Source organism: Chromobacterium haemolyticum (genome assembly GCF_009936155.1).
GTDB lineage: Bacteria > Pseudomonadota > Gammaproteobacteria > Burkholderiales > Chromobacteriaceae > Chromobacterium > Chromobacterium haemolyticum.
Genome location: NZ_AP019312.1, coordinates 2,242,968 through 2,267,971 on the forward strand (window position 1 = coordinate 2,242,968; position 25,004 = coordinate 2,267,971).

Here is a 25,004-nt window from a genome sequence, read left to right on the forward strand (position 1 = left end):
GTGTATCAAAGTCTGTTGTGTTGACACGCAAGGCCTTGGAACAGGCTTTGAGGCGCTTATTTGGGGTATAGCGCGCCGAGTACGCGTTCGCCGGCGGCGCCGGTCACTTCCGGCAGGTTGCCGGCGAGGCGGCGCAGGAAGCGCCAGCCCAGCCAGGCGAAGGCGGCGGCCTCCACTTGGTGTTCGGGCAGGCCCAGCGCGGCGGTGCCGGCGATGTTTTGTTCCGGCAGCAAGGCGCTCAGGCGACGCATCAGCGCGCCGTTGCGCGCTCCGCCGCCGCAGACGAAGATAGCCTGGTTTGCCGGGCAATGCAGGGTGATGGCCTGAGCGATGCCGCGCGCGCTCAGCTCCAGCAGCGTGGCTTGCACGTCGACGGCGGGCACATGGCGGCCCAGCAGTTTATGCTCCAGCCAGGGCAAGTCGAACAGGTCGCGACCGGTGCTTTTGGGCGGGGGCTGACGGAAGAAGGGTTCGTCCAGTAGCGCCTGCAGCAGCGAAGACTCCACCACGCCCTGGCTGGCCCATTGGCCGTCGGCATCGTAAGGGTGGCCCTGATGGCGTAGGCACCAGGCGTCCATCAGCATATTGCCGGGACCGCAGTCGAAGCCGATCACCGCTTGGTTTGGGTGAAGGCGGGTCAGGTTGCTGATGCCGCCGATGTTGAGAATCACCCGGTTTTGCTCCGGCGCGCCAAACACCGCCTGATGGAAGGCCGGCACCAGAGGCGCGCCCTGGCCGCCGGCGGCCAGGTCGCGGCTGCGGAAATCGGCGATCACATCGATGTGGGTCAGCTCGGCAAGGCGGGCCATATTGCCTATTTGCCAGGTGTAGCCGGCGTCCGGGGCGTGGCGTATGGTTTGGCCGTGGCTGGCGACGGCTGCGATGTCAGCCGGCTTCAGCTCTTCAGCGGCCATCAGGCCGTTAACCGCCTGGGCGTAGAGCTCGGCCAACTCATTGGCCAGCCGGGCGGCGCGATCCAGCTCATTGTCGCCGATGGCCTGCAGCGCCAGCGCCTGTTCGCGCAGTCGCGGCGGGTAGGCAACGAAGTAGTCGGCTTCGACGCGGAGCGCGCCTTGTTCGTTGAAGCGCACCAGCACGGCGTCGACGCCGTCCAGGCTGGTGCCGGACATCAGTCCGATCAAGCGTTGATTCATCAGTCTAGCAATGCGATGTTGGTGGGCAGTTCGCGCAGTAGTTTCAGGTGCGCGGTCAGCGCCTGGTTGCCGGATTTGAATTCGGCCAGCTGAGTGGCGCTCAGGCCCGGCGTCGGCAAGGCGTTGGTGGCCGGGTCCACCGCCTGGCCGTTGATCCGCACCTCAAAGTGCAGATGGGGGCCGGTGGAGCGGCCGGTGCTGCCGACATAGCCTATCACCTCGCCGGCCTTGACGCTTTTGCCGGAGCGGGCGCCAGGGGCGAAGCGGCTCATGTGCGCGTACAGCGTGGTCATTTTTTGATTGTGGCGGATTTCCACCATATTGCCATAGCCGTTTTGGCGTTCCACCTTGACCATGGTGCCGTCGGCAGGGGCAATGATGGGGGTGCCGCTGGCGGCGGCATAGTCCACGCCGGAATGCAGGCGCAAGGAGCGTAGTATCGGGTGCTTGCGGAAGCCGAAGCCGGAGCTGATGCGGGCGTTGGCCACCGGCTGGTGGCTAAAGCCCTGTTTGATGGGCTTGCCCAGCGCGTCGTAATAGGCGCCGGACTCGCTGTCATGAGCAAAGTAGAAGGCTTGGTGAAGCTTGCCGGAGCGTTGAATTTCCACAGCCAGCAGGTTGCCGGCGGCGATGGGCGCGCCGTTGTAGAGCAGGGTTTCGTACACCAGATTGATGCGGTCGCCTTTGCCCAGAGAGTTGATGTTGAATTGATCGGCGAAGATTTCCGTCAATTGGGCGCGGATGTCGCGCGGTACTTGGGCTTTGGCCAGCGCGGCGCCCACGGAGCGGGTGATCAGCAGCGAGCGCACCGTCTGCACCGCTTCGGTGGCGATCGGGTCGGCGCTGGCCTGCCATTCGCCGTTGACCTTTTCGATGGCCACCAGCACTTGCTCGCCGTTTTCGTCGTCATTGAGAAAACGCAGGCCGAACAATTCGCCCAAATCGTTGGTCTGCACCGACAGCGTGGCGCCGGTCTTCAACTTGAGCAAGTCCTTGGACAGCGGGCTGGAGTGCAGAAAGCGGTTGGCTTCGCTGTCGCGGATGCCCAGCCGGTTCAGCACGCGGGCGATGGTGTCGCCGCGTTGAATCGCCTCGTCTCGCCAGTAACGGGTGGCGCTTTCGTTGAAGGAAAAAGCCGGCAGGGTCAGTTGCTCGGTCACTTCTTTTTGCAAAACTTCCGGTTTGGCGGGCTGAGCGCCGTTCTGAGCCACGGCGAAGGCGGTGGCCATGCCGAACAAGGGCAGGGAGGCGGCCGCGCCGATCAAGCTCAGATGATGGTTCATCAGCTTGTGGAAGCATTTTTGCGGGATATGTAGCAGTTTGCGATAATCCATCGTTCACTATAAAAGGCTGGCCATGAGCCAACCTTTGTAAATTCCGTATTTGCCAATCACAGGCCTTGCGGCCGCGTCTCAACATTTGGGGAGCTTGCGCGGCATAAGTTCCTGTGCAAACTGTAAATTATAGCCGCGATTCCGGATGCTATCCGCCTGATTTCGCCCAGGGCCCATGCCAGGGCGTTTTCGCAAGGCTTTGATATTACTTCGATCTCGTCATCCAAGTGTAGCGATAAATGAAATTGACATTGTTGTTGCCCGGTCTGCTTTGGCTGGACGGCCACGACGGCGCCGATGTGTGCAAGGGGCTGGAACTTCCCGCCCTGCAACGCTTGTTGGGCCAGGGAGAACGCGCCGCCGGACCGGCGACGCTGAGCGAGCTCTTGACCGCGCCGTGGCGCGGCTCCGCGGACGGCCTGGCGAGGCTTCGGGCGCGTCAGGCCGGCTTGCCGGCGGAACAGGGAGATTGGCTGCTGGCCGATCCGGTGCATGTGCGTGTGGATCGCGACCGCGTCTTGCTGGCTGATGTCGGCGTGATGAGCTTGAGCCAGGCCGAGGCCGAAACCCTGGCCGACGCGGCTAACCGCCATTTCGCCGACGACGGCTGGCGCATCCATCCGCTGGAGCCGGGCCGTTGGCTGTTGCAGCTGGACGCGCCCGCGGCGGCCAGCTTCAGCCCGCTGCCGGATGTGGTGGGCGAGGACATTGACGCGCATTTGCCGCAGGGCGAGCGCGGCCTGGACTGGAGCCGCTTGCTGAACGAGTTGCAGATGCTGCTGTACGCCCATCCGCTGAACGATGAGCGCGAGGCGCGCGGGGAACTCGGCGTCAACAGTTTATGGCTGTGGGGCGGCGGCGTAGAGCCGGGCTGGCGCGCGCCGGCGGAACAGGTGTTCGCCGACGAGGGCTGGTTGGGCTGGATCGCGGCCGAGGCCGGCGCGCCGTGCCTGCCGGCGCCTTACGACTTCGCCGGCTTCGTCGAGCAGGCCGGCGTCCGCGACTGCCTGGTGGCGCTGGACGCCTTGCAGGCGGCGGCGCAGTACCGCGACGCCTGGGGCTGGCGCGAAGCGTTGCAACGACTGGAGCGCGACTGGTTCGCTCCCTTGTTGCGGGCGCTGCGTCAGGGCCGGATCGATAGCCTGGTCTTGCGCGCGCACGGTCACGGCGGGCTGGAACTGAAGGTGCGCCGCAACGACCTGTGGAAATTCTGGAAGCGGCCGCTGCCGTTGTCCGCCTTGTATTGAGAAAACATGTCCCAAATCGTTTCCCGAAGCATTCCCGCCGATACTCATGAACAATTGCTGCGTCAGGGCTTGAGCCCGTTGATGGCGAGACTGTACGCCGCGCGCGGCATTTGCGACTGCGCCGAGCTGGATTACGGCCTCAAGGCACTGCTGCCCTATCAAAACCTGAAAAACATCCAGCCGATGGCGGAGCGCCTGGCCGACGCCATCGCCGGCCGTCAACGCCTGTTGGTGGTGGCGGATTACGACGCCGACGGCGCCACCGCCTGCGCGGTGGCGGTCAAGGGCTTGTCCATGCTGGGCGCGCGCGTTGACTTCATCGTGCCAAATCGCTTCGAGTACGGTTACGGCCTGACGCCGGAGATCGTTGAACTGGCCGCGCGTCAAAACCCCGACATCATTGTCACCGTGGACAACGGCATCGCCAGCGTGGACGGCGTGCTCGCCGCCAAGGCGCTCGGCATTGAAGTGCTGGTCACCGATCACCACCTGCCCGGCGACGTGTTGCCGGAGGCCTTGATCGTCAACCCCAATCAGCCCGGCTGCGAATTTCCGTCCAAGAACCTGGCCGGCGTGGGGGTGATGTTCTACGTGCTGCTGGCGCTGCGCGCCGAAATGCGCCGGCGCGGAGTGTTTGACGAGCGTAGCCAGCCCAATCTGGGAGAGCTGCTGGACTATGTGGCGCTGGGCACGGTGGCCGACGTGGTGCGGCTGGATCAGAACAATCGCACCTTGGTGGAAAACGGCCTCAAGCGCATGCGCGCCGGCCGCATGGCGCCAGGCATCGCCGCTTTGTTCCGCGTCGCCGGCCGCGCGCATTACAAGGCCAACACTTTTGACCTGGGGTTCACGCTGGGCCCCCGTTTGAACGCCGCCGGCCGGCTGGACGATATGAGCCTGGGCATCGCCTGCCTGCTGGCCGCCAATGAGGAACAGGCGATGCGGCTGGCGCAACAGCTGGACCAGCTCAACCGCGAACGGCGCAGCATAGAGCACGGCATGCAGGACGAGGCGCTGGCGGCGTTGTCCGGCATCGATGCCGACAACCGCTACACGCTGACTCTGTTCCGCGACGACTGGCATCAGGGCGTGGTCGGCATCGTCGCCTCCCGGCTCAAGGAGCGCTTCCATCGGCCGGCCATCGTGTTCGCGCCCGGCGACAACGGCGAGATCAAGGGCTCCGGCCGCTCGATTCCCGGCTTCCATCTGCGCGACGCGCTGGACTTGGTGTTCAAGCGGCATCCCGGCCTGATTCTCAAGTTCGGCGGCCATGCGATGGCGGCCGGCCTTAGCCTGAAACAGACGCGCTTTGACGAGTTTCAGCGCGCCTTCGAGGCAGTGGCGCGCGAGTTGTTGGAAGAGCGCCATCTGACCCGCACCATAGAAACCGACGGCAGCCTGGCGCCGCGCGAATTGAACCTGGCCTTCGCCGAGCAATTGGCGGCCGAGGTGTGGGGCCAGGGCTTCCCCGTACCTTACTTCCACGACCGTTTCGCGGTGATGAGCCAGCGCGTGGTTGGCGACAAGCACTTGAAGCTGCGCTTGGCGCGCGACGGAGAGGAGTTCGACGCCATGTTGTTCAATCAGGTGGAATGGCTGCCGGACAATGTCGACGCGGTGTATCAGTTGATCGCCAATGAATGGCAGGGCCGCAAGGAGTTGCAAGTGTATTTGCAGCATTGGGCGGCGGTGGGTTTGGAGAGGGAGGGGCTGGGTGTTTAGCGGTCTAGCCCTTTGGGAATTGGTGTGGATGCTTGCCTTCCTGGCTTGGCCGCTGGTGCTGGCTATTCTGCTTTTGCTGATGGCCTGGGGTTTGCTGAGTAGGGGGCGGTTCGGCGCGGCGCTTAAATGGGGGGGCGGCGTTCTTGTCACAGCTTTCGGCGTTTGTGTGTGGTTCACCTCGGCCGAGGGCAATTGGCGCCAGGCCTTGCAACTATTCGGCGTGTTTCTCGTTCTGGCATTGTTGTTCTGGGGCGCCGCCTTGATTCATTTATGGAGAGCGCGGTAATGAGCATGCCGTTGGTAGCGATATTGGCTGCGCTAGTCGCTGGTTTGGGGGGGTGGGCCGCCGCCAGGATTGTGGACGCACGCAGGCGCGAATCGGAATTACAGGATTGGATGCAGCGTCTGGCTACGCTGACGGCGCAGCTGGAAAGCAGCAAGGAGTTGTTGCAGGAGGCGCGGCATAAGGAAGGGAAGTTGGCGGAGGCCCAACAGCAGGCGGCCGCCTATTGGTCGGCGATGCAGGAGCATGTCAAGCAACTGGAGGATATGCGTCAGCAGCGTAGCAGGCAGGCGGAACGGCTGGAGCAACTGAACACGGAGTTGACCCGGCTCACTGCCCGCGAGCAGGAGCTGATGACGCTGCTGGAGCAGGAGCGCGGCCAGAACGCCGAGAAGCTGGCCTTGTTGACCGAGGCGCGCGAAAGCATGGCTGGGCAGTTCAAGGCGCTGGCCGGGGATATCCTGGAAGAGAAGGCCAAGCGTTTCACCGAGCAGAATCAGCAGAACCTCGGTCATCTGCTCGGGCCCTTGCAGCAGCGGCTGCAAGATTTCGGCAAGCTGGTGCAGGACAGTTATGAAAAAGACAGTCAGGGGCGCTTGTCGCTGGAGGCGGAGCTCAAGCGCTTGCAAGAACTCAATAGCCGGCTGGGCGACGACGCCATCGCGCTGACCAAGGCCTTGACCGGCGCCAGCAGCAAGGCGCAGGGCTCTTGGGGCGAGATGGTGCTGGAACGGGTGCTGGAAACCTCCGGCCTGCAGAAGGATCGCGAGTACCGGGTGCAAGTGTCCGACGTGGTGGCCGGCGAAGACGGCAACCGCCGCTATCAGCCGGACGTGGTGATAGACCTGCCGGAAGGCAAGCAGCTGGTGGTGGATTCCAAGGTATCGCTGAACGCCTATGTGCGCTACACCGCCGCAGAGGACGAGGCGGAACGGGCGACGGAAATGAAGGCCCATGTCGCGGCCATCCGCAATCACATCCGTACGCTGTCGGAAAAGCGTTACCAGGACTTGTATCGTTTGAACACCCTGGACTTCGTGTTCATGTTCATTCCGGTGGAGCCGGCCTATCTGTTGGCGGTGCAGCAGGATATGAGTTTGTTCAACGAGGCTTTCGAGCGCCGCATCATGATCGTCGGCCCCAGTACCTTGCTGGCGACGCTACGCACCGTGGCCAGCATCTGGCGCTACGAATACCAGAACCAGAACGCGCAGGAGATCGCCCGCCAGGGCGGGGCGATGTACGACAAATTCGTCGGCTTCGCCGCCAATCTGGAAAAACTGGGCAAGCAGTTGGACGTGGCTCGCGACAGTTTTGGCGACGCGATGAAGCAGCTGTCCGGAGGCCGCGGCAATCTGGTGGCCAGCGCCGAGCGTCTGCGCAAGCTGGGGGTGCGCAATAACAAGCAATTACAGCAGCATCTTAAACTGGGCGCGATGGAAGGCGAGGGCGTGGAAGGGGCGGAAGAGGCCGGGCTGGACTGACGGAAGTCGGTTGGAGATGACCGTTTCGTGATAGAATACGAGCTGTCATTACCTATGCTGGCCGCCCTGCGGCGGGCGCGTGAATGCACCCGCAAACGCAGGGCGGCCTGTTCATCCTTACGAATCAAGAAACTATGACCGATAACCTGTTCGCCAAGGAAACCATCCCCATCAGCCTCGAAGAGGAGATGCGCCGCTCTTATCTGGATTACGCGATGAGCGTGATCGTGGGCCGCGCCTTGCCTGATGTGCGCGATGGCCTGAAGCCGGTGCACCGTCGGGTGCTGTACGCCATGCACGAGCTGTCCAACGATTGGAACCGCGCGTACAAGAAATCGGCGCGTATCGTTGGCGACGTGATCGGTAAATACCACCCGCACGGCGACACCGCGGTGTACGACACTATCGTGCGCATGGCGCAGGACTTTTCGCTGCGCTACCCCTTGGTGGATGGTCAGGGCAACTTCGGTTCGGTGGACGGCGACAACGCCGCCGCGATGCGTTACACCGAGATCCGCATGGCGCGCATCGCCCATGAGCTTCTGGCCGACATCGAGAAGGAAACCGTGGACTTCGGTCCCAACTACGACGGTTCCGAACACGAGCCGCTGATCCTTCCGGCCAAAATCCCCAATCTGCTGATCAACGGCTCCTCCGGCATCGCAGTGGGCATGGCCACCAATATTCCGCCGCACAATCTCAACGAGGTGGTGGACGCCTGCCTGGCCTTGCTGGCCAACAGCGAGCTGACCATTGACGAGCTGATCGACATCATTCCGGCGCCGGACTTCCCCACCGCCGGCATCATCTACGGCACCGCCGGCGTCAAGGAAGGCTATCGCACCGGCCGCGGCCGCGTGATCATGCGCGCGCGCGTTCATTTCGAAGACATCGGCAAGGGCGATCGCCAGGCCATCATCGTCGACGAGATCCCGTATCAGGTAAACAAGGCGCGTCTGCTGGAGCGCATCGGCGAGCTGGTGCGCGACAAGCAGATCGAAGGTATTTCCGACCTGCGCGACGAATCCGACAAGTCCGGCATGCGCGTGGTGATCGAGCTCAAGCGCGGCGAAATGCCGGAAGTGGTGCTCAATCACCTGTACAAGATGACCCAGCTGCAGGACAGCTTCGGCATCAATATGGTGGCGCTGGTGGATGGCCAGCCGCGCTTGCTGAACCTGAAGCAGATCCTGGTGGAGTTCCTGCGTCACCGCCGCGAAGTGGTGACCCGACGCACCATCTTCGAATTGCGCAAGGCGCGCGAGCGGGGCCACATCCTGGAAGGTTTGGCTGTCGCGCTGTCCAACGTCGATGAAATCATCGCGTTGATTAAAGCGTCGGAAACCCCGCCGCAAGCCAAGATCGCGCTGATGGACCGCGAATGGCGTTCGCAGCTGGTGGAGGAAATGCTGTCCCGCGTCGATCAGGATAAGGCGCGCCCAGACGGGCTGGCGGAAGAGTTCGGCCTCAAGGCCAACGGTTACCGTTTGTCCGAAGCCCAGGCCCAGGCTATTTTGGAAATGCGCTTGCAGCGCCTCACCGGCCTGGAGCAGGACAAGATCGTCGCAGAATACCGCGACATCATGGCGGTGATCCTGGACCTCTTGGACATCCTGGCCAAGCCGGAGCGCATCAACCAGATCATCAGCGAAGAACTGACCGCCATTCGCGCCCAGTTTGGCGACGCGCGCCGTTCCGAGATCGAGCCTTTTGGCGGCGATATCAATATCGAGGACTTGATCACCCCGCAGGACATGGTGGTGACCATTTCCCACACCGGCTACATCAAGGCTCAACCCATCGACGACTACAGCGCTCAGCGCCGCGGCGGTCGAGGCAAGCAGGCGGCGGCCACCAAGGACGACGATTTCATCGACACTCTGTTCGTGGCGAATACCCACGACTTCGTGCTGTGCTTCTCCAGCCGCGGCCGCTGCTACTGGCGCAAGGTCTATGACCTGCCGCAGGGCGGCCGACAAAGCCGCGGCAAGCCCATGGTCAACGTGCTGCCGCTGGAAGAGGGAGAGAAGATCAACGCGCTGTTGCCGGTCAAGGAATTCCGCGACGACCAGTACGTATTCATGGCCACCGCCGACGGCACCGTGAAGAAGACGCCGTTGCGCGCCTTCTCCAAGCCGCGCGCGGCGGGCATCATCGCCATCAATCTGGATGAGGGCAACTACCTGGTGGGCGTGGCGCTGACCTGCGGCAAGAGCGTGGCAGGCCAGGGAGACGAGGATGACGAGGCCATCGTAGAGGAAGACATCGCGGTTGAAGGCGAACTGATCGAGGACGGCCTGCCGGTCGAGGGCGATCAGGTGATGCTGTTCTCCGACGCCGGTAAGTCGGTCCGCTTCAGCGAAAGCCAGGTGCGGCCGATGGGGCGCACTTCCAGAGGTGTTCGCGGCATGAAGCTGGGCGAAGGCCAGAAGCTGATTTCCCTGCTGGTGACCAATTCCGAAGACCAGATGGTGCTGACCGCCAGCAACGGCGGTTACGGTAAGCGCACCCGTACCGGTGATTTCCGCCTGACCAGCCGCGGCACCCAGGGCGTGATCGCCATGGATCTGACCGACAAGACCGGCCTCAAGCTGGTGGCTGCCAGCCTAGTGGAAGAAACCGACGACGTGATGCTGATCACCACCGGTGGCGTGCTGATTCGCACCAAGGTGTCCGAAGTGCGCGAAACCGGCCGTTCCGCTCAGGGTGTGCGCCTGATCAATCTGGACGAAGGCGAGCAGCTGATCGGCCTGGAAAAAGTGGCGGAGGGCGATAGCGACGACGAGACGGAGGCACTGGAAGGCGAAGACGGCGTCGAGGCCGCGGACGAGGGCGGCGAGGCATGATTCCAACGCCGGCCAATCCCGAAGTGCTGGAGGCGATGAGCCAGCTTTTCGTCTCCTTTCCGCACTGTCGCACTCTGGGTTTCCAATACATCGGAACCGAGGGACGCCGGCCCACTTTGAAGGTGGACTGGCGCGAGGATCTGGTCGGCAACCCGGCCACCGGCACTTTGCACGGCGGGGTGATCACCTCGCTGGTGGATACCTGCAGCGCGGTGGCGGTGATGGCGCATCTGCCTGAGCTGGAAACCATCGCCACGCTGGATCTGCGCATCGACTACCTGAGGGCGGCCACGCCGGGAAAGCCTATCTTCTGCCGAGCGGAATGCTATCGCCTGGCCAGCCAGATCGCCTTTACCCGCGCCGTGTGTTATCACGAATCGCCCAGCGATCCGATCGCCCACGGCGTGGCCACCTTCATGCGGGAATCCAGCCGGACGCCGATGCTGCCGGAGGCCGCCGCATGAGCCGCTTCATGGAACGTTTCAACGCATTGCGCGATCAAAAAGCCTATGCGCTCATCGTGGACGAGCTCCCCTACATCAAGCTGATGGGGGTGGAGTTGGGCGAGGACGACGCTGGCGAGTTGCTGTTCCAGTTGCCGTTCTCCGAGCGCAATGTCGGCAATACCGCTCTGCCGGCATTGCACGGCGGGCTGATCGGCGGTTTTCTGGAAAGCGCGGCAATGCTGCATCTGATGTGGATACGGGAGTCGCAGGAAACGCCTAAGATCGTCGACTTTTCGCTGGACTATCTGCGCCCGGGCCGGCCGCAAACCTTGTACGCCAAGTGCGAGATTACCAAGCAGGGCAAGCGGGTGGCCAATGTGCTGATCGAAGCCTGGCAAGAAGACCGGCGAAAGCCGGTTGCCGTGGCGAGAGCCCACTTCCTGCTCAGTCAGTAAACTATAACAAAGGCCCGGCGCTTAGCGATCGGGCCTTCGCATACCAAGGCCCGGAGTTCGCCGGTGCGGGCGCCAAGGGCTGTCAACGCAAATAGAGGATGAACATGGCCAAAGTGTACAACTTCTCCGCCGGCCCCGCCGTGCTGCCTCATCAGGTGCTGGCCGAAGCGCAAAGCGAAATGCTGGATTGGCACGGCTCCGGCATGTGCGTGATGGAAATGAGCCATCGCGGCAAGGAATTCATGGAAATCATCCATGACGCCGAGCACGACCTGCGCGAGTTGATGGGCATCCCCGCCAACTACAAAGTGCTGTTCCTGCAGGGGGGCGCTTCGCTGCAGTTCGCCCAGGTGCCGCTTAACTTGCTGGGCGAGCGCGACAGCGTGGATATCGTCAATACCGGCCACTGGTCCAAGCTGGCGATCAAAGAAGCGCGTCGCTACGCCAAGGTCAATGTGGCGGCCAGCAGCGAGGACCGCAACTTCGCCTACGTTCCGGACGAAGCCGGCTGGCAGCGCGACCCCAAGGCGGCTTATCTGCACTACACCTCCAACGAGACTATAGGCGGCTTGCAATTCCCCTTCGTGCCGCAAAGCCTGCCGGACGTGCCGCTGGTTTGCGACATGTCCTCGGACTTCCTGTCCAGGGAAGTGGACGTCAGCCAGTTCGGTTTGATCTACGCCGGTGCGCAAAAGAACATCGGGCCTTCCGGCCTAGTGGTGCTGATCGTGCGCGACGACTTGCTAGGCAAAGCCCGTGCCGATCTGCCCACCATGCTCAATTACCAGGTCCACGCCGACGCCGACTCGATGTACAACACTCCGCCCACCTTTCCGATCTACATCTCCGGCCTGGTATTCAAATGGTTGAAGGAGCAAGGCGGCGTCAAATCCATCGCCACCCGCAACGAGGAGAAGGCAGGCCTGCTCAACCATGTGATTGAGTCCAGCGAGGGCTTCTATCACACCCATATCGACGCTCCGTTCCGTTCGCGGATGAACGTGGTGTTCCGGCTCAAGGATGAAGGGCTGGAAGAAACCTTTCTGCTGGAAGCGCGCAAGAACGGCTTGATCCAGCTGAAAGGGCATCGCGCGGTGGGCGGCATCCGCGCCTCCATCTACAATGCGATGCCGATAGAGGGCGTCAAATCGCTGGCCAACTTCATGCAGGACTTCGCCCGCATGCACGGCTGAGTTTTCGCCGCAGTGTCGTCAAAGCCCGCCGGCTGGCGGGCTTTGTCTTTGCCGGCTGGCCCGGCTCCCACTGCCATGCTACGGTGACGCTTCCATTTCAATCGTTTGTAACTAGCGAGGAGAAGGCAATGCATTGGCAAGTGAAAATCCTGTTGTCGGTGGTTTTGGTCGTCTCCACCCCCGCCGGCGCCGACGGTGGCCAAGCTTTATTGACGGCGGCCGACCGCGGAGACGCACCTGAAGTGCGGCGCTTGTTGCGCGCGGGCGCGCCGGTGGATGTCCGCGATTCCCGGCAGCGCACGCCCCTGCTGCTGGCGACTTGGGGTAATCATCCGGAGGTGGCGCGTTTGTTGATTGAGGCCGGCGCGGATGTAAACGCCAAGGATAAGCAGCAGGACAGCTCCTATCTGTTGGCCGGCGCCCAGGGCAGGAATGAAATCCTGAGAATGACGCTGCGGCACGGCGCGGACTTGGCCAGCACCAACCGTTATCAGGGCACGGCGTTGATCCCCGCTTGCGAACGAGGCCACGCGGAAGCTGCGCGGCAATTGATTGCCGCGGGGGTCAAGCTTGATCACGTAAACCGGCTGGGTTGGACCTGCTTGCTGGAAGTGGCGATTTTGGGAGTGGACAGCGCGCAGCATCGCGACATCGTCCGGCAACTGATCGCGGCCAAGGCGGATCTGAATCTGGCGGATCGCGACGGCGTAACCGCCTTGCAACATGCCCGCCGCCGGGGGCTGTCCGGCGTTGCCGCCTTGCTGACGGAGGCGGGCGCTCGCTGAACTGCGCAGAACAAAACCGAACGAGCTCGGTCTATTCCCATTTGCCAAGAGCAAGCCGCAGTTCGTCATTCTAGGAGTTGAACCATGAAATCCATCTTGTTCGCCGTACTGACCCTGAGCAGCGCAGCCGCGCTGGCCAAACCGCTGACCTTGCCGGAGATCCAGGCTGGTCAGCGCCAGGTCGTCAACTACGTTTGCGCCGACGGCGCCAAGCTGACAGTCAAGTATTACAACGTCAAAAACGAGCAGAGTTTCGCGGTATTGCCGATCAAGGGCAAGACCATGCTGTTGGCCAATGTGGTGTCCGGTTCCGGCGCCAAATACGCGGCCGAGCAATACAGCTGGTGGACCAAGGGGCCGGAAGGCACGCTGCGCGACGAAATCACCGACAAGGTCTTGTTGGACGACTGCAAGGAAAGCCGGCGCTAAAGCGCCGGGCCGGAACTGGATGCCGCCGAGCGCGCTGCGTCCAGTTCCGGGCGCAGCAGAAATTCGCGCAGCGGCATCGGTCGCGCAAACAGGTAACCTTGCAGCCAACCCACATCCAGACGAGTCAGGTAAGCGCGCTGGGCTTCGGTCTCCACTCCTTCCGCCACGATTTCCAGCTTCAATTTATGCGCAAGCTCGGCCACGCTGTCGACAATGTGGCTGGACGGCGCGTCCGCGCCGATGCTGGCGGTGAAGCTCTTGTCTATCTTGATGCCGTCCAGCGGTAGTTGCTGCAGATAGACCAGGCTGGAGTGGCCGGTGCCAAAATCGTCTATCGCTATCTTCACGCCTAGTCCGCGCAGTCGGGCCAGCCGTTCGCAGGCTTCGGGAGTGGGCTCTACCATCTCTCTTTCGGTTAGTTCCAGCACCAGATTCAGGTCCCCCGGCGGGAAGTGAGCGAGAAACTGTCGGCAGTCTGCCAGCAAAGCATCATCCCGTAGATGGGCGGCGGTGATGTTGATGCCAAGGTGGAACTGCGGTGGCAATCGGCTTCGCCCCAGAGTCCGCGCCAACTGGCGCATCATCTGCCGCGTCATCGGCACGATCATGCCGCAGTCCTCGGCGCGGGGAATGAACAGGTCCGGCCGGATCAGTCCATCCCGCGGGTGACGCCAGCGCATCAGCACTTCCGCGCCTTGCCAGCCCAGCCCGTCGGAACGCACTACGGGCTGTAGAAAGGGCTCGAATTCCCCATTGTCCAGCGCGCGTTGCAGTTCAACGGTGGGCGACGCCGGCCGGCTTAGTTGCCAGCGCAGCGCGGCGGCCAGCACCAGGCCCAGCGCCGCCATGCTGAGGAAGACCAGTTCATAGCTGCTGGCCATCTGGTGGTACAGGTCGCGGCGGTTGAAGCCGCTAATCAGGGTATAGGGATGGCGGGAGGAGGCGCGTTCTATCGTAAGCAGGTCGAAGGGCGGACTGGGGTTGGGGTGTACCGCGTGATCCGGCCCTATCCAGAGCGGTCCCACGCGCATGTAAACCGGGCTGTAGTCGCTGGCCATGTCCAGGCTGAACTGCAGATGCACGCCGTCAATGGCGATGTAGATCGCCGTCGGCCCCGATTGCTTGCGGTAAATGATCAGCGGACGGCCCGGGGTCAGCTCGTTGCCGGACTTCAAGCGCAGCTCGGTTTCCGGGCGGGGTTTGTCCGGCGAGGAGATCTGTCTGTGGTAGACGCCGAATAACGAGGAGCAGTAGAGAATGCCGCCGCGTTCCAACGTGACGCTGCGGATGAAGGGCACCACGGTGACTTGTTTGCGCAGCGCCTGTTCTATTTGCGGACATGGCTGGTTGGTGAGCGGGGCCACACTGTCGGCGGCCTGAGCCGCATAGTCCAGCATCAAGTCCAGCATGCTTTCCGCTTGGCCTGTTTGCAGGGTGGCTTGCTGTCGCAGCCGGTTGCTTTCCTGCCAATAGACAATGGGAGTGATGATGGCCAGCGGCAGCAGCGCGGCGACGCCGATCAACAGCCAGCGGCTGATGCGGGCAGGCAGGGTTAGGCGGCGGGACATCATGGAGCGTATGGGGGAGTCGGCATGGTTCATGATATACGAGGGCCGCCGCCGCTGCCGGGAGGGCTAGCGCTCAGCGGCTTCCGGCTGCGACAGGTAGGCCAGGCTTAGCAGGATGAAGCCGATGAAGGCGTAAGCCTTCATTTGGCCGTTCCATTGGCTGGCCCACATGGCGAAGTATTCGCCGCCTATCACCGCAAAACCGGTGTACCAGACCAGCAGCGCCGGAATGCAGCCCAGTGTGAACAGCGTCTTGCCTCGCAGATAAGCTTCCTCGCGTCCGCAGAGCGCGCCGCGCAGCATGGCGCCGCCGCCCCAGGCGCAGATCAAGCCGAAGGCCAGTTCGCCGGCGATGATGGCCAGGTAGGCGGCTTGCTGCCAGCCGGGGTGAGTGATGGCGCGGCCTTTCAGTGCTTGGCCGTTAAACCAGGGTTCCATGCTGTCCATGGCCAGCACGTGGCGGACGAACTGCCAGTTGCTGTCGTAGTCCAGAATGTTGCCGCTTGCGGCCAGCAGACCGAACAGGGCGATGGAAAGCGCGAGCAGGCATTTAAAGCACTGCTGGGCACGGCGCAGAGAAGGTAGGCGCATGGAGTTTCCTTATGGTGGGGGTGTGGGGGGATTGTGCCAGTGCGGAGAGACGCTGGGAATGACCGGCGACGGCGTAAAAAAGCCCCGCGAGAGCGGGGCTGGAGTTACGGGATCGAGCTGCTTAGAACCAGCGGCCGTAGCGTTTGATGTAAATGGTTTTAACGATTTGGGTCAGCGTCATATAACCCATCATGGTTGCCAGCAACCACCAGAAGTAGCTGGTGTCCAGCTTGATGAAGCCAATGCTCTCCGCCAGCGACGAGAACGGCAGGTAGCAACCTATGGCGATGGCCACCGAGGTGGACAGCAGGACCGGCAGCGAGGCGGTGCTTTGCAGGAAGGGGATCTTGCGCGTGCGCAACATGTGCACCACCAGGGTTTGCGACACCAGGCCCTCGATGAACCAGCCGGAGTGCATGATGCTGGCGCCGCCGTCGCTGACGCCGTGGGCCAGGCCGGCGTAGTAGGCCGCGCCGGCGCCGAACACCGTCCACATCAGAGTGTAGGTGGTGATGTCGAACACAGAGGAGGTGGGCCCCAGCCACAGCATGAAGCGCTTGATGTTGCTGGCTTCCCACTTGCGTGGTTTTTTCAGGAACTCAGGATCCATTTTGTCCCAGGGTAGAACCATCTGCGATACGTCGTAGATCAGGTTCTGAATCAAGAGATGCATCGCCAGCATCGGCTCCCACGGCAGCCAGGCCGAGGCCACCAGTACCGAGAATACGTTGCCGAAGTTGGAGCTGGCGGTCATGTTCAGGTACTTGAGAATATTGCCGAAGGTTTCCCGGCCCTTGATCACGCCTTCTTCCAGAACCATCAGGCTCTTTTCCAGCAGGATGATGTCCGCGGTTTCCTTGGCGATGTCCGCGCCGCTGTCCACCGAGATGCCGACGTCGGCGTCGCGCAGCGCCGGAGCATCGTTGATGCCGTCGCCCAGGAAGCCCACGGTGTGGCCGTTGGCCTGCAGGGCTTTGACCACGCGGGATTTTTGCAGCGGGGTCAGCTTGGCGAAGATGGTGGTGTGCTTGACCGCGCTGCACAGAGCCACGTCGTCCATAGCCTCGATGTCTTTGCCGATCAAGGGGACGCCGGGGCTGAGGCCGACGTCGCGGCACACTTTGGCGGTGATGATGGGGTTGTCGCCGGTCAGAACTTTGACCGCCACGCCGTATTCCTTCAGCGCGCGGATGGCCGGAGCCGCGGAGTCCTTCGGCGGATCGAGGAAGGTTAGGAAGCCGCGCACCACCAATTGGGCCTCGTCATTGGTTTTGTAGTTGCGCTTGGCTTCTTCGGCCGGAATGTCGCGGGTGGCGACCAGCAACACGCGATAGCCCTCGGCGTTGTAATCCTGGCTGCGTTTGAGCAGGGCGGCGCGCTCCTCGGCGGTCAGCGGCTTTATCAGTTCGCCGTCCTGAACATGGCTGGAGACGGCCAGCATTTCTTCCACCGCGCCCTTGGAAATCATCAACTGGCGGCCGCGCTGGTTTTCCACGATCACCGACAGCCGGCGACGCACGAAATCGAACGGCATTTCGTCCACCTTGCTGTAGCCGCTGGGCTTGACGCGGTTGCCCAGTTCATCTGCGTGTTCCACCACGGCAATATCCATCAGGTTCTTCATGCCGCTCTGGTGGAAGCTGTTGAGCCAAGCCAGTTGCAGCACGCCCTCGTCTTTGAGCCCATGGATATTGTAATGGTGTTCCAGGATGATCTTGTCCTGGGTCAGGGTGCCGGTTTTATCGGTGCACAGCACGTCCATCGCGCCGAAGTTCTGCACCGAGTTCAGGCGTTTGACCACAACCTTGCGCCGCGCCATCGCCACCGCGCCCTTGGCCAGGTTGGCGGACACGATCATGGGCAGCATTTCCGGGGTCAGGCCCACGGCCACCGCCAGCGCGAAGGTAAGGGCGGACATCCAGTCGCCCTTGGTCAAGCCGTTGATCATGAACACCACGGGCACCATCACCAGCATGAAGCGGATCAGCAACCAGGATACGCTGCTGACGCCACGGTCGAAGCTGGTTTCCACGCGCTTGCGGCTGACTACGCTGCGGGCCAGCGAGCCGAAATAGGTGTCGGTGCCGGTGGCCACCACAAGAGCGGAGGCTTTGCCGCTGACCACGTTGGTGCCCATGAAGCAGATATTGGGCAGGTCTAGCAGGTCCGTATCGCCGTTGGCTTGCCCGTTGGCCGACTTCTCCGCCACCGAGCCCAGGGTGTCGTACTTTTCCACCGGCAGCGCCTCGCCGGTCAGCACTGCCTGGCTGATGAACAAGTCGCGGGACTCCAGCAACTTGATGTCGGCGGGGATCATGTCGCCGGCTTGCAGGTGGACGATGTCGCCGACCACCAGTTCGCTCATCGCGATTTCCTGGCGAATGGGGCTGCTGCCGTTAGCCGGGCGGCGCTGTACGGTGGCGGTGTTGCGCACCAGCGATTTGAGCTTTTCCGCCGCTTTGGCGGAGCGGAATTCCTGCCAGAACCGCAGCAGGCCGCTGATGCCCACCATGGTTAGCAAGATGATGATGCCGGTCCACTCTTCGTCGCCTGGGGTGGCGAAATAGACATCGGTGAAATAGCTGATGGCGGCAAGCACCATCAGGACGACGACAAAGGGGTTCTTGAAGGCTTGCGCCAGTTGAATCAGCGGATGCGGCGCCTTGTCGTGAGCCACTTCGTTGGGGCCGAACTGAGCGTAGCGCTGATGCGCCTCCGCCATGGTCAGGCCGTCTTGGTGACCGCGTACGCGTTGCAGGGTTTCTTCTACGGAGCTGTCGGCTTCCTGTACCGCGCGGATGACCGGTTTTTCCTGTTTTGCGCTAGGGGTAGCGACATAGCCTTTCAGCTTGTGTCGGCTGCTAGTGTGTTTCGTCATTGTTTCGTCTCCTGCGCGTGTGTCCCGCGCAGTGCGGCTAGGGCTGTTTAGGCCGGCCGGATATCTGGCGGACGCAGCACGGGGGGGGTTGCGGGTGTTCTGGGTTGGAGGTTGGCGCCCGCCTGCGTTGTTGTCTGTGTGTGCAGGGCGGGCGGTCGCGGGTAACTGTCGTCAGTCATGGTGTTTCCTTGTGAGAAATGGGAGCTTGAAAATCCCGCGCCGCCGCGGATGAGCGGAGGCCGGCGCGGGACGATGAATCAGGATTGAGCCAGAGGGCGGACCCCGGCGGACCACTCTGGCCGGACCTGACCGGGCAAAATGTCCAACCGGACCCGGGCCAGCGGCAGATTGCCTAGCCTTTGCATGATGGCCTCGAGAAAGTGCATGGAGGCGTCGCCGCGGGAGCGGAACTCCGTGGCCAGCATCCAGTTGGCGGGCGCGCCGGAGGGCTGGCACTCGCCAACCAGCAGGGTTTCGTTCCAGCTGGACACTTTCAGTCCGTGCCCCTGTGCGGCGGCACGGATTTCCCTGCGGGCGGCCTTGACCGCTTGCGTGGGGCAGATGACCGACAATTGATAACGCTGCGGCCGGATGTTGTGGCGGATGATGTCGTTCATGGCGATCTCCTTGCGATCCGGCTTTCGTCGCGTCTGGACGTGCCGGCCCCTGCCTTACGGCATGCTAATGACAGGGTTGTGTTTGACGGTGGCGAGGCGCGCGAGCCTATCTCGCCGCCGTCAGGCGGGGGAGATCAGGCGGTGCGGGCGGCCTCGGGTCTGCAAGATCGGGGTTCCGGTTCTTCAGACATGGCTGGCCTTTCTTGGCGAAGAGGGTTGAACAGCGCGCAACAGCGCGGCGGGCATTGATCGAATGTTCAGGCGCTGGCCGCCCAGCGACGGGGCGTCGCCCGCGTCTCCGGCTTGCGGCGGCCCCAGCGCACGCGATGGATTTCCGGCATTTTGCTCAGGCGCAACGCCATTTCATTGAAGGCGCGGCGCAGGGCTACCGGGCAATCCAGCCGTACGCTCAGGCAGGCTTGTCCGGCGGCGGAGGCGGGCGTGATGGTGACGTGGGTCGCCGCCAGGCCCAGGGTGTGCATTTCCCAGAATAATTGCTTGCGCAGCGCGGTAATCACCGGAATGTCGCAAGTCACATTCAGATGGCAGCTAGTTTCGTCTTGGCGTTTGCTTGGGGTGCGCGCGAGATAATTAAATAACCAAGCCAGTTTGTTATGGCGCATATTTCTCACTCCCTCATTTTCATTTTGAAAATGCGACAGACAGCATTATTCCCTTTCTGTGTTTTATAGACGCAGAAATGAAAATATATTTAGTGGTCGATTGCGATGGTCGGCGGCGGCTAATTGGCCGGTCCCGCTGTCGCAATAAGGGAGAGGCTCAGATCAGCAATACGCCAAAGGCCGGCGCGGTCGCGGTTCAGGGTCTTCAATCAACATCAGAACCTCCTGCTGGTTGGCAGCGTTTGCGTTTCAAGGATGCGCGCGGATTTGTCCGCGCCCGGAAAGAACTTAGAAGAATTAGGGCGGGTCAGTGCGCCAAGTGGGCCCGTTGGGCCAGCAAAAAGGTGCGATTGGGCACGCGCGGGCGCTGTGCGTGGCGCGCCCAGTGAACACGGTTCACCTGCGGCAGCTGGCAAAAATGCGCGGCGAGCTGATTCAGACAACGGCTGGCCACGTCGGGACAAGCGAACAGCACGCTCAAACAGGCCAGGTCGTTGTCGCCGGCGGTCAGGGCGATGCGTTCTACCTCCAGGCCGCGGGCGTGCAGCTGTTTGGCGGCTTGCACGCGCAGCATGGTCAGGTCCGCATGGACGCAAAAAATGTTCAACTGGTAAACGGCGGCCGGGGCAGTGGTTTTGCCTGGGCGCAGCAAGGCTGCCAGTTTGGTGATCAAGCGCATGATGATTCCTCCCGTTGGCGATGCAAGGAGGACGCGACGAAGATCCGAAGGCAAGCGCCGTCAAAGGGAATCCGTGCGCAATGAGGCGGCAAACCGCCCGTGCGGCGCGAATCTGGGGATGTCTGAAATAGGAGGCCGTTTGGCCTGGGTTCCGACACGCACTGGACTGCGCAATAGGAGCGCCGCTGATGTGCGTTGTTGCCGAATTTTTAGACACCACACCCTGTCATTGCAGGATGTGGCAGAGAAAAGGTTCTGCTAAATCCTGCAAGACGGCGTTGCGATACAAGATCGACTACTTCCGTCGTTGTCCACGATGAACCTTTGCAGTATTTGAGATGCCCGGATTATAGGGGGCTTTGAGAGGATAGGCAATCCTTAATCAGACTTTTTTACATTTTTGTGTGCGCCGCAACACTAAATAAGCCGTGAGCATGGAGGGAAATGAAAACGCCGGCTGCATTGTCTTGAGCAAGCTGGCCCATGTTGGAGATATTCTCTGGCTTTGATGTTAATTAATATCACGCCTTCAATCGGCGCCGTAAGCGTAAGGTCCGCCTTTTTCCAGCGCGATTTGGTAAGCCGGGCGGGCGTGGATGCGTTGGAGGAAGTCCAGCGCATGCGGATGCTCTTGATTGAGGAGGCCGCGCGCGCGCGCCGCCTCCAGCGGAAAACTCATTTGGATGTCGGCGGCGCTGAAGACGGGGCCGGCAAACCAGCCGCTGCGAGCCAGGCTGCGGTCGGCATGACTCAACAGCGCATCCAATTGAGGCTTCAAATAAGCGCGGCGGACGCCGTCTGCCAGTTTGCGCGCCAACGGTCGCAGCAGCCAAGGCACCGGCGGCTGGTCCAAGCGCGAGAACACCAGGCTCATCACTAGCGGCGGCATCAGCGAACCTTCGGCGTGGTGCAGCCAAAACAGGTAATCGCTGTGTTCCGGCGCGGCTGAGGCGGGTTTGAGTCGGCCGGAGCCGTAGGTGTCCACCAGATATTCGACGATGGCGCCGGACTCGGCCAAAGTCAGTTCGCCGTCGCTGATCACCGGAGACTTGCCCAGCGGATGTATCGCCTTGAGTTCCGGCGGAGCAAGCAGGGTGTGCGGATCGCGCTGGTAGTGTTGAATTTGGTAGTGAAGATTCAGCTCCTCCAGCAGCCAGAGCACGCGTTGCGAGCGGGAGTTATTCAAGTGATGAACAGTAATCATGGGCGGGTTCTGCCTTTAGATGGGGAGCCGGCTGCCGGCCTTGACTTCGCGCAGCGCCAGGCTGGAATGGATGGAGAGCAGGCCCGGCGTGCGGCGCAACACGGTCTCGATGAAGTCGCTGTACGCATCCAGATTGGGCGCGACTACTTGCAGCAGGTAGTCGGCGTCGCCGGTGATTTTGTGGCAGGACAGCACTTCCGGGCGCTCTCGCATCTGATCTTCAAAGCGGTTAGGGGCATCATCGGCGTGTTCCCCGAAGCTGAGCCGGACGAAGGCCAGTACGTCGTAGCCCAGTTTGCGGCGGTCCAGATTGGCCTGATAGTCCTTGATGTAGCCGGCTTCCTCCAGCCGTTTCAGGCGGCGCCAGCACGGAGTTACGCTGAGGGATAGCCGCTCGGCCAGCTTGGGATTGGACATGGCGCCATCCTGTTGCAATAGCCTTAGAAGAGTTAGATCCGTTTCATCTAGTGAATTTCTGAGTCTGTTCATGCTTAATTGTCGCCAATATCGTTGATTTCTTGCTCCAGATTAGCGCCTAAGGCGGCGTAAAAGCAAAACTATTCCAGTGGCCGCGGCGCATACTGGGTCTTCCCTTATTTATTCGAAAAGCAAGCAAAGGAGGGCTGACGATGCTGACAATTTACAGTGACGCGCACCATCTGCATCACGGTTGCGAGTTGAAGGATGGGGTGTTGATGCCTTGTTTTGAGCAACCGGGGCGGGCGGACACTATCTTGGCGCGCGTGAGGGCGACTGGGTTGGGCCCGGTGGCCGCGCCGGGCGAATACGACAGCGCGCGCTACGCCCGGGTTCACAGCCCGCGCTACGTTCGTTTTTTGGAGCGGGCCTGGGATGAGTGGACAGCAAGCGGGCGCAGCCATGACGCGCTGCCGTTGATTTGGCCGGTGCGCGATCTGCGCGGCGATATCGAGCCGGAATTTATCGACGGCAAATTGGGTTTTTACGCGATGGACGCCGGGGTGGCGATCACCGCGGGAACCTGGAAAGCGGCGCGCGCCAGCGCCGACGTGGCCTTGACCGGAATGGATGCTTTACTGGCAGGCGAGAGAAGCGCCTTCGCCTTGTGCAGGCCGCCCGGCCACCACGCGGCGGCCGAGTATATGGGCGGCTATTGCTATCTGAACAATGCGGCGATCGCCGCGCAGTCCTGCCTGGACGGCGGCGCCGGCAAGGTGGCTTTGCTGGATGTGGATTACCATCACGGCAACGGCGGGCAGAGCATTTTCTACCAGCGCGACGACGTAATGTTCCTATCCCTGCACGGCGATCCCAAATATTCCTATCCGTATTTTTCCGGCCATCGCGACGAAACCGGGGCGGGTTCCGGCCTGGGCTTCAATCACAATTACCCGCTGCCGCATGGCACCGGTTGGCCGGCCTACAGCGAAGCCTTGAACCATGCTTGCGGTCGGATAGCCGCCTATGCGCCGGATGCGCTGGTGGTCTCGCTGGGCGTGGACACCTTCAAGGATGATCCGATCAGTCAGTTCCGTCTGGAGAGCGAGGACTTCCTGCGTTTGGGGGCGCGCATAGCCGAACTGGGTTTGCCGACCTTGTTTGTGATGGAGGGGGGCTATATGGTGGACGACATCGGCGTCAACGCGGTGAATGTGCTGACGGGCTTCCTGGCGGGCGGTGTTGGCGTTTGACCTGGGTCAGTCCGGCTGCGAATAAAGCGCTGGACGGGCTGTCGGCAAGCCGAGCTTGTGAAAAAAATGTAAAAAGCATAGAGTGTCGGGTGTAAAATTGCTTACACCCGACAACTTCAGAGTTATTTCTCATGAAAAGCGGTCATTCCGACTCCGCGGATCGAAGTCCCAACGCGTTTTATCAGCATTTTTCGCCTCATATATCCTTGGCGGGCGCCAAGCGCCAGGCCAAATGGCGGCTCAGCGCCCGGCAAGAGGAAGTCTTGCTGCATGCGGCGCTGATCGCTTGTATCGCATTGGTGGCGCTGTTTGCTTACCTGCGCCACTAAGAACCTGTTTACTATCTGCTGCGCTGCGGCGTTGAAACCGGTTTCGAAATGCTCATGTACCACTCGAGAGCGTAAACACGTTCTAAGCACCTGCCCAGCATCTTGCGAGCAAAGCCTGCGCCGTCGATGCGCAGCAGACTGTAAATTAGGCTTTAAGCCGGCTGCGGCTGTTCCGCGTGGTGAATCTCGCGGCGCAGCTGCTTCAGCGTAGGCGTCACGATGGCGATGAAGCTCGCCTCGCGCAGACGGCGTTGCGCCGGGCTCGACAGCAAGTAGCCGGCGGCGCCGGCGTGCAGTTGGGCCGACATCGCCGCGCGCAGGCACAGTTCGCTAACCTCGGCGCGCAGCCGCAACACCCGCGGCGGAGCGGCCTGGCCCGCCTCCGCCAGCGGCGCCAGCGTTTTTGCCTCGCGCCACAGCGCGGCCAGTTCCGCCGCCAAATCCTCATAAGAATGATCCAACCAGCGGTTTTGCTCGCCGTCGCGTAGGTTGGCGGCCTGGATGTCGTCCAGACAACCCTGCACGATGCCCAGGCCTACCGCCGCTTGAGCCAGTACGAAGCCGGGGCGCACGCGGCGGATGAAGCCGACGAAGGCCGCCGGTTCTGCCAGTACGCGTTCCGAAGGAACCAATACCTGATCCAGTTTCACGCACAAGGTGCGGGTGCCGTTCATGCCGGCGATTGGCGGGCCGGCGTTCAACCGTACCCCTGGGGCATCGCAGTCTGCGAGGAAAACCAGTTTGCCGCCGTCGGAGCAGCTTGCCGCCGCGACGAACAGATGGCCGGCGCCTAGGTTGGACACCCACGGCAGTTCTCCGCTGATCCGATAACCCTGGGGGCAGAGCTCGGCGCGCAAGCGCATAGCTTCCAGGCCGGCAAGGTGTTTGATGGCGTTGGACAGGCCGGGGCCGCCCAGCCGGCGGCCGGCGGCCAGCTCGGACAGCGTCGCGCTCAACTCCTCCCGCGGCGCGGCATGGCGCAGCAAGTAGACGCAAGCGCTTTGACACCAGGCGAGGAAGGCGGTGCTGCCGCACGCCGCGCCCACCTCGGAGATTGAGGCCATCAGCGTGGCCAGGCCCAGGCCGCTGCCGCCTTGCTCGGCGGGCAACAGGGCGGCGTAGGCGCCGTCCTCGCCCAGGCCGCGCAGCATGGCTTGGGGGTAGAGCGCTTGTTGGTCGATGGCGGCCGCCTGCGGCGCCAACTGTTGACGCACGCGCTGATCAATGCGGCGAAGCAGGGCTAAGGATTCGGCTTGATGCATGGCGCTGGGCAAGGGTAGTTGAAGAATCAGCGGCATTCTGGGCGCGATGGCCGTCGCTGTCCATGCCTACAGCATGGCGTCTGTGCGTATGGATCGCGCGCTCGGGCGGAACTTGGCGGCGTTTCATGGCTCTATTCTGCTTGCCCGTCCCCTGTTTTTATTCACACCGTTCCCGCCGCGCCTATGGCGCGGGAAATCAATATCG

General features: G+C 62.2%; 22 protein-coding genes. 11 read left to right on the forward strand and 11 right to left on the reverse strand.

Annotated elements, in window-relative coordinates; translation table 11 throughout:
• Nucleotides 1–56: 56 nt before the first annotated feature.
• Together GYH29_RS10185 and GYH29_RS10190 are read right to left on the reverse strand one after the other, a co-directional pair.
• Nucleotides 57–1,154, reverse strand: a complete 1,098-nt coding sequence (locus tag GYH29_RS10185) for an anhydro-N-acetylmuramic acid kinase (RefSeq protein ID WP_161523635.1) — start codon at nucleotides 1,152–1,154, stop codon at nucleotides 57–59.
• A complete protein-coding gene (locus GYH29_RS10190) occupies nucleotides 1,154–2,488 on the reverse strand; it encodes a M23 family metallopeptidase (protein ID WP_019100440.1) in 1,335 nt (444 codons plus the stop codon). The genes GYH29_RS10185 and GYH29_RS10190 overlap by 1 nt, the downstream gene beginning before the upstream one ends.
• A gap of 239 nt (nucleotides 2,489–2,727) precedes the next feature.
• Here GYH29_RS10190 and GYH29_RS10195 point away from each other — a divergent pair, with 239 nt between their 5' ends.
• The 10 genes from GYH29_RS10195 (at nucleotide 2,728) to GYH29_RS10240 (ending at nucleotide 13,378) form a co-directional block, all read left to right on the forward strand.
• On the forward strand, nucleotides 2,728–3,735 hold the full coding sequence (locus GYH29_RS10195) for a hypothetical protein (RefSeq protein ID WP_161523636.1): 1,008 nt from the start codon (nucleotides 2,728–2,730) through the stop codon (nucleotides 3,733–3,735).
• A 6-nt stretch (nucleotides 3,736–3,741) separates the two neighbouring features.
• Nucleotides 3,742–5,457, forward strand: coding sequence for a single-stranded-DNA-specific exonuclease RecJ (recJ, locus tag GYH29_RS10200; protein WP_043593635.1), 1,716 nt, complete (start codon nucleotides 3,742–3,744; stop codon nucleotides 5,455–5,457).
• Between the two features lie 28 nt (nucleotides 5,458–5,485).
• Nucleotides 5,486–5,743, forward strand: a complete 258-nt coding sequence (locus GYH29_RS10205; protein WP_161523637.1) for a hypothetical protein — start codon at nucleotides 5,486–5,488, stop codon at nucleotides 5,741–5,743.
• Nucleotides 5,744–5,853: 110 nt separating this feature from the next.
• Complete coding sequence (gene rmuC, locus GYH29_RS10210; protein WP_232060567.1) at nucleotides 5,854–7,224, forward strand: DNA recombination protein RmuC; 1,371 nt, start codon at nucleotides 5,854–5,856, stop codon at nucleotides 7,222–7,224.
• 134 nt (nucleotides 7,225–7,358) lie between these two features.
• Entirely contained in the window at nucleotides 7,359–10,070 is a 2,712-nt protein-coding gene (gyrA, locus tag GYH29_RS10215) for a DNA gyrase subunit A (protein WP_019100435.1), read from the forward strand.
• Entirely contained in the window at nucleotides 10,067–10,534 is a 468-nt protein-coding gene (locus tag GYH29_RS10220; RefSeq protein ID WP_019100434.1) for a PaaI family thioesterase, read from the forward strand. The genes gyrA and GYH29_RS10220 overlap by 4 nt, the downstream gene beginning before the upstream one ends.
• A complete protein-coding gene (locus tag GYH29_RS10225) occupies nucleotides 10,531–10,971 on the forward strand; it encodes a PaaI family thioesterase (RefSeq protein WP_019100433.1) in 441 nt (146 codons plus the stop codon). Before GYH29_RS10220 ends, GYH29_RS10225 begins: the two co-directional genes overlap by 4 nt.
• A 104-nt stretch (nucleotides 10,972–11,075) precedes the next feature.
• Entirely contained in the window at nucleotides 11,076–12,164 is a 1,089-nt protein-coding gene (gene serC / locus GYH29_RS10230) for a 3-phosphoserine/phosphohydroxythreonine transaminase (protein ID WP_039753773.1), read from the forward strand.
• Nucleotides 12,165–12,292: 128 nt separating this feature from the next.
• Nucleotides 12,293–12,949: an ankyrin repeat domain-containing protein gene (locus GYH29_RS10235; protein ID WP_161523638.1), complete on the forward strand. Its 657-nt coding sequence runs from the start codon at nucleotides 12,293–12,295 to the stop codon at nucleotides 12,947–12,949.
• 84 nt (nucleotides 12,950–13,033) lie between these two features.
• Nucleotides 13,034–13,378, forward strand: a complete 345-nt coding sequence (locus GYH29_RS10240; protein ID WP_043593644.1) for an MliC family protein — start codon at nucleotides 13,034–13,036, stop codon at nucleotides 13,376–13,378.
• Here GYH29_RS10240 and GYH29_RS10245 read toward each other — a convergent pair.
• The 8 genes from GYH29_RS10245 to GYH29_RS10280 all read right to left on the reverse strand — a co-directional run bounded on the left by GYH29_RS10245 (nucleotide 13,375) and on the right by GYH29_RS10280 (nucleotide 22,027).
• Nucleotides 13,375–14,979 carry an EAL domain-containing protein gene (locus GYH29_RS10245; RefSeq protein ID WP_081950492.1) on the reverse strand — a complete coding sequence of 535 codons (1,605 nt, stop codon included), beginning with the start codon at nucleotides 14,977–14,979 and terminating at the stop codon, nucleotides 13,375–13,377. The two genes, GYH29_RS10240 and GYH29_RS10245, sit on opposite strands and share 4 nt — an antisense overlap.
• Before the next feature lie 33 nt (nucleotides 14,980–15,012).
• Nucleotides 15,013–15,537: a DUF2165 family protein gene (locus tag GYH29_RS10250; protein ID WP_019100428.1), complete on the reverse strand. Its 525-nt coding sequence runs from the start codon at nucleotides 15,535–15,537 to the stop codon at nucleotides 15,013–15,015.
• A 121-nt stretch (nucleotides 15,538–15,658) separates the two neighbouring features.
• Nucleotides 15,659–18,415, reverse strand: a complete 2,757-nt coding sequence (mgtA, locus tag GYH29_RS10255) for a magnesium-translocating P-type ATPase (protein WP_081574105.1) — start codon at nucleotides 18,413–18,415, stop codon at nucleotides 15,659–15,661.
• 257 nt (nucleotides 18,416–18,672) lie between these two features.
• The gene (locus GYH29_RS10260) at nucleotides 18,673–19,032 is read right to left on the reverse strand and encodes a hypothetical protein (RefSeq protein WP_118267497.1); all 360 of its coding nucleotides are present in this window, start codon (nucleotides 19,030–19,032) and stop codon (nucleotides 18,673–18,675) included.
• Between the two features lie 257 nt (nucleotides 19,033–19,289).
• A complete protein-coding gene (locus GYH29_RS10265; protein ID WP_081544693.1) occupies nucleotides 19,290–19,655 on the reverse strand; it encodes a hypothetical protein in 366 nt (121 codons plus the stop codon).
• 307 nt (nucleotides 19,656–19,962) lie between these two features.
• Nucleotides 19,963–20,334 carry a hypothetical protein gene (locus tag GYH29_RS10270; protein ID WP_161523639.1) on the reverse strand — a complete coding sequence of 124 codons (372 nt, stop codon included), beginning with the start codon at nucleotides 20,332–20,334 and terminating at the stop codon, nucleotides 19,963–19,965.
• A gap of 529 nt (nucleotides 20,335–20,863) precedes the next feature.
• Nucleotides 20,864–21,538: a glutathione S-transferase family protein gene (locus tag GYH29_RS10275; protein ID WP_161523640.1), complete on the reverse strand. Its 675-nt coding sequence runs from the start codon at nucleotides 21,536–21,538 to the stop codon at nucleotides 20,864–20,866.
• Nucleotides 21,539–21,553: 15 nt separating this feature from the next.
• Nucleotides 21,554–22,027: an Lrp/AsnC family transcriptional regulator gene (locus GYH29_RS10280; protein WP_161523641.1), complete on the reverse strand. Its 474-nt coding sequence runs from the start codon at nucleotides 22,025–22,027 to the stop codon at nucleotides 21,554–21,556.
• A gap of 140 nt (nucleotides 22,028–22,167) precedes the next feature.
• Here GYH29_RS10280 and GYH29_RS10285 point away from each other — a divergent pair, with 140 nt between their 5' ends.
• The gene (locus tag GYH29_RS10285) at nucleotides 22,168–23,208 is read left to right on the forward strand and encodes a histone deacetylase family protein (RefSeq protein WP_081574106.1); all 1,041 of its coding nucleotides are present in this window, start codon (nucleotides 22,168–22,170) and stop codon (nucleotides 23,206–23,208) included.
• Nucleotides 23,209–23,689: 481 nt separating this feature from the next.
• Here the strand turns inward: GYH29_RS10285 and GYH29_RS10290 are convergent, their stop codons facing one another.
• A complete protein-coding gene (locus GYH29_RS10290) occupies nucleotides 23,690–24,835 on the reverse strand; it encodes an acyl-CoA dehydrogenase family protein (RefSeq protein WP_161523642.1) in 1,146 nt (381 codons plus the stop codon).
• Nucleotides 24,836–25,004: the final 169 nt, after the last annotated feature.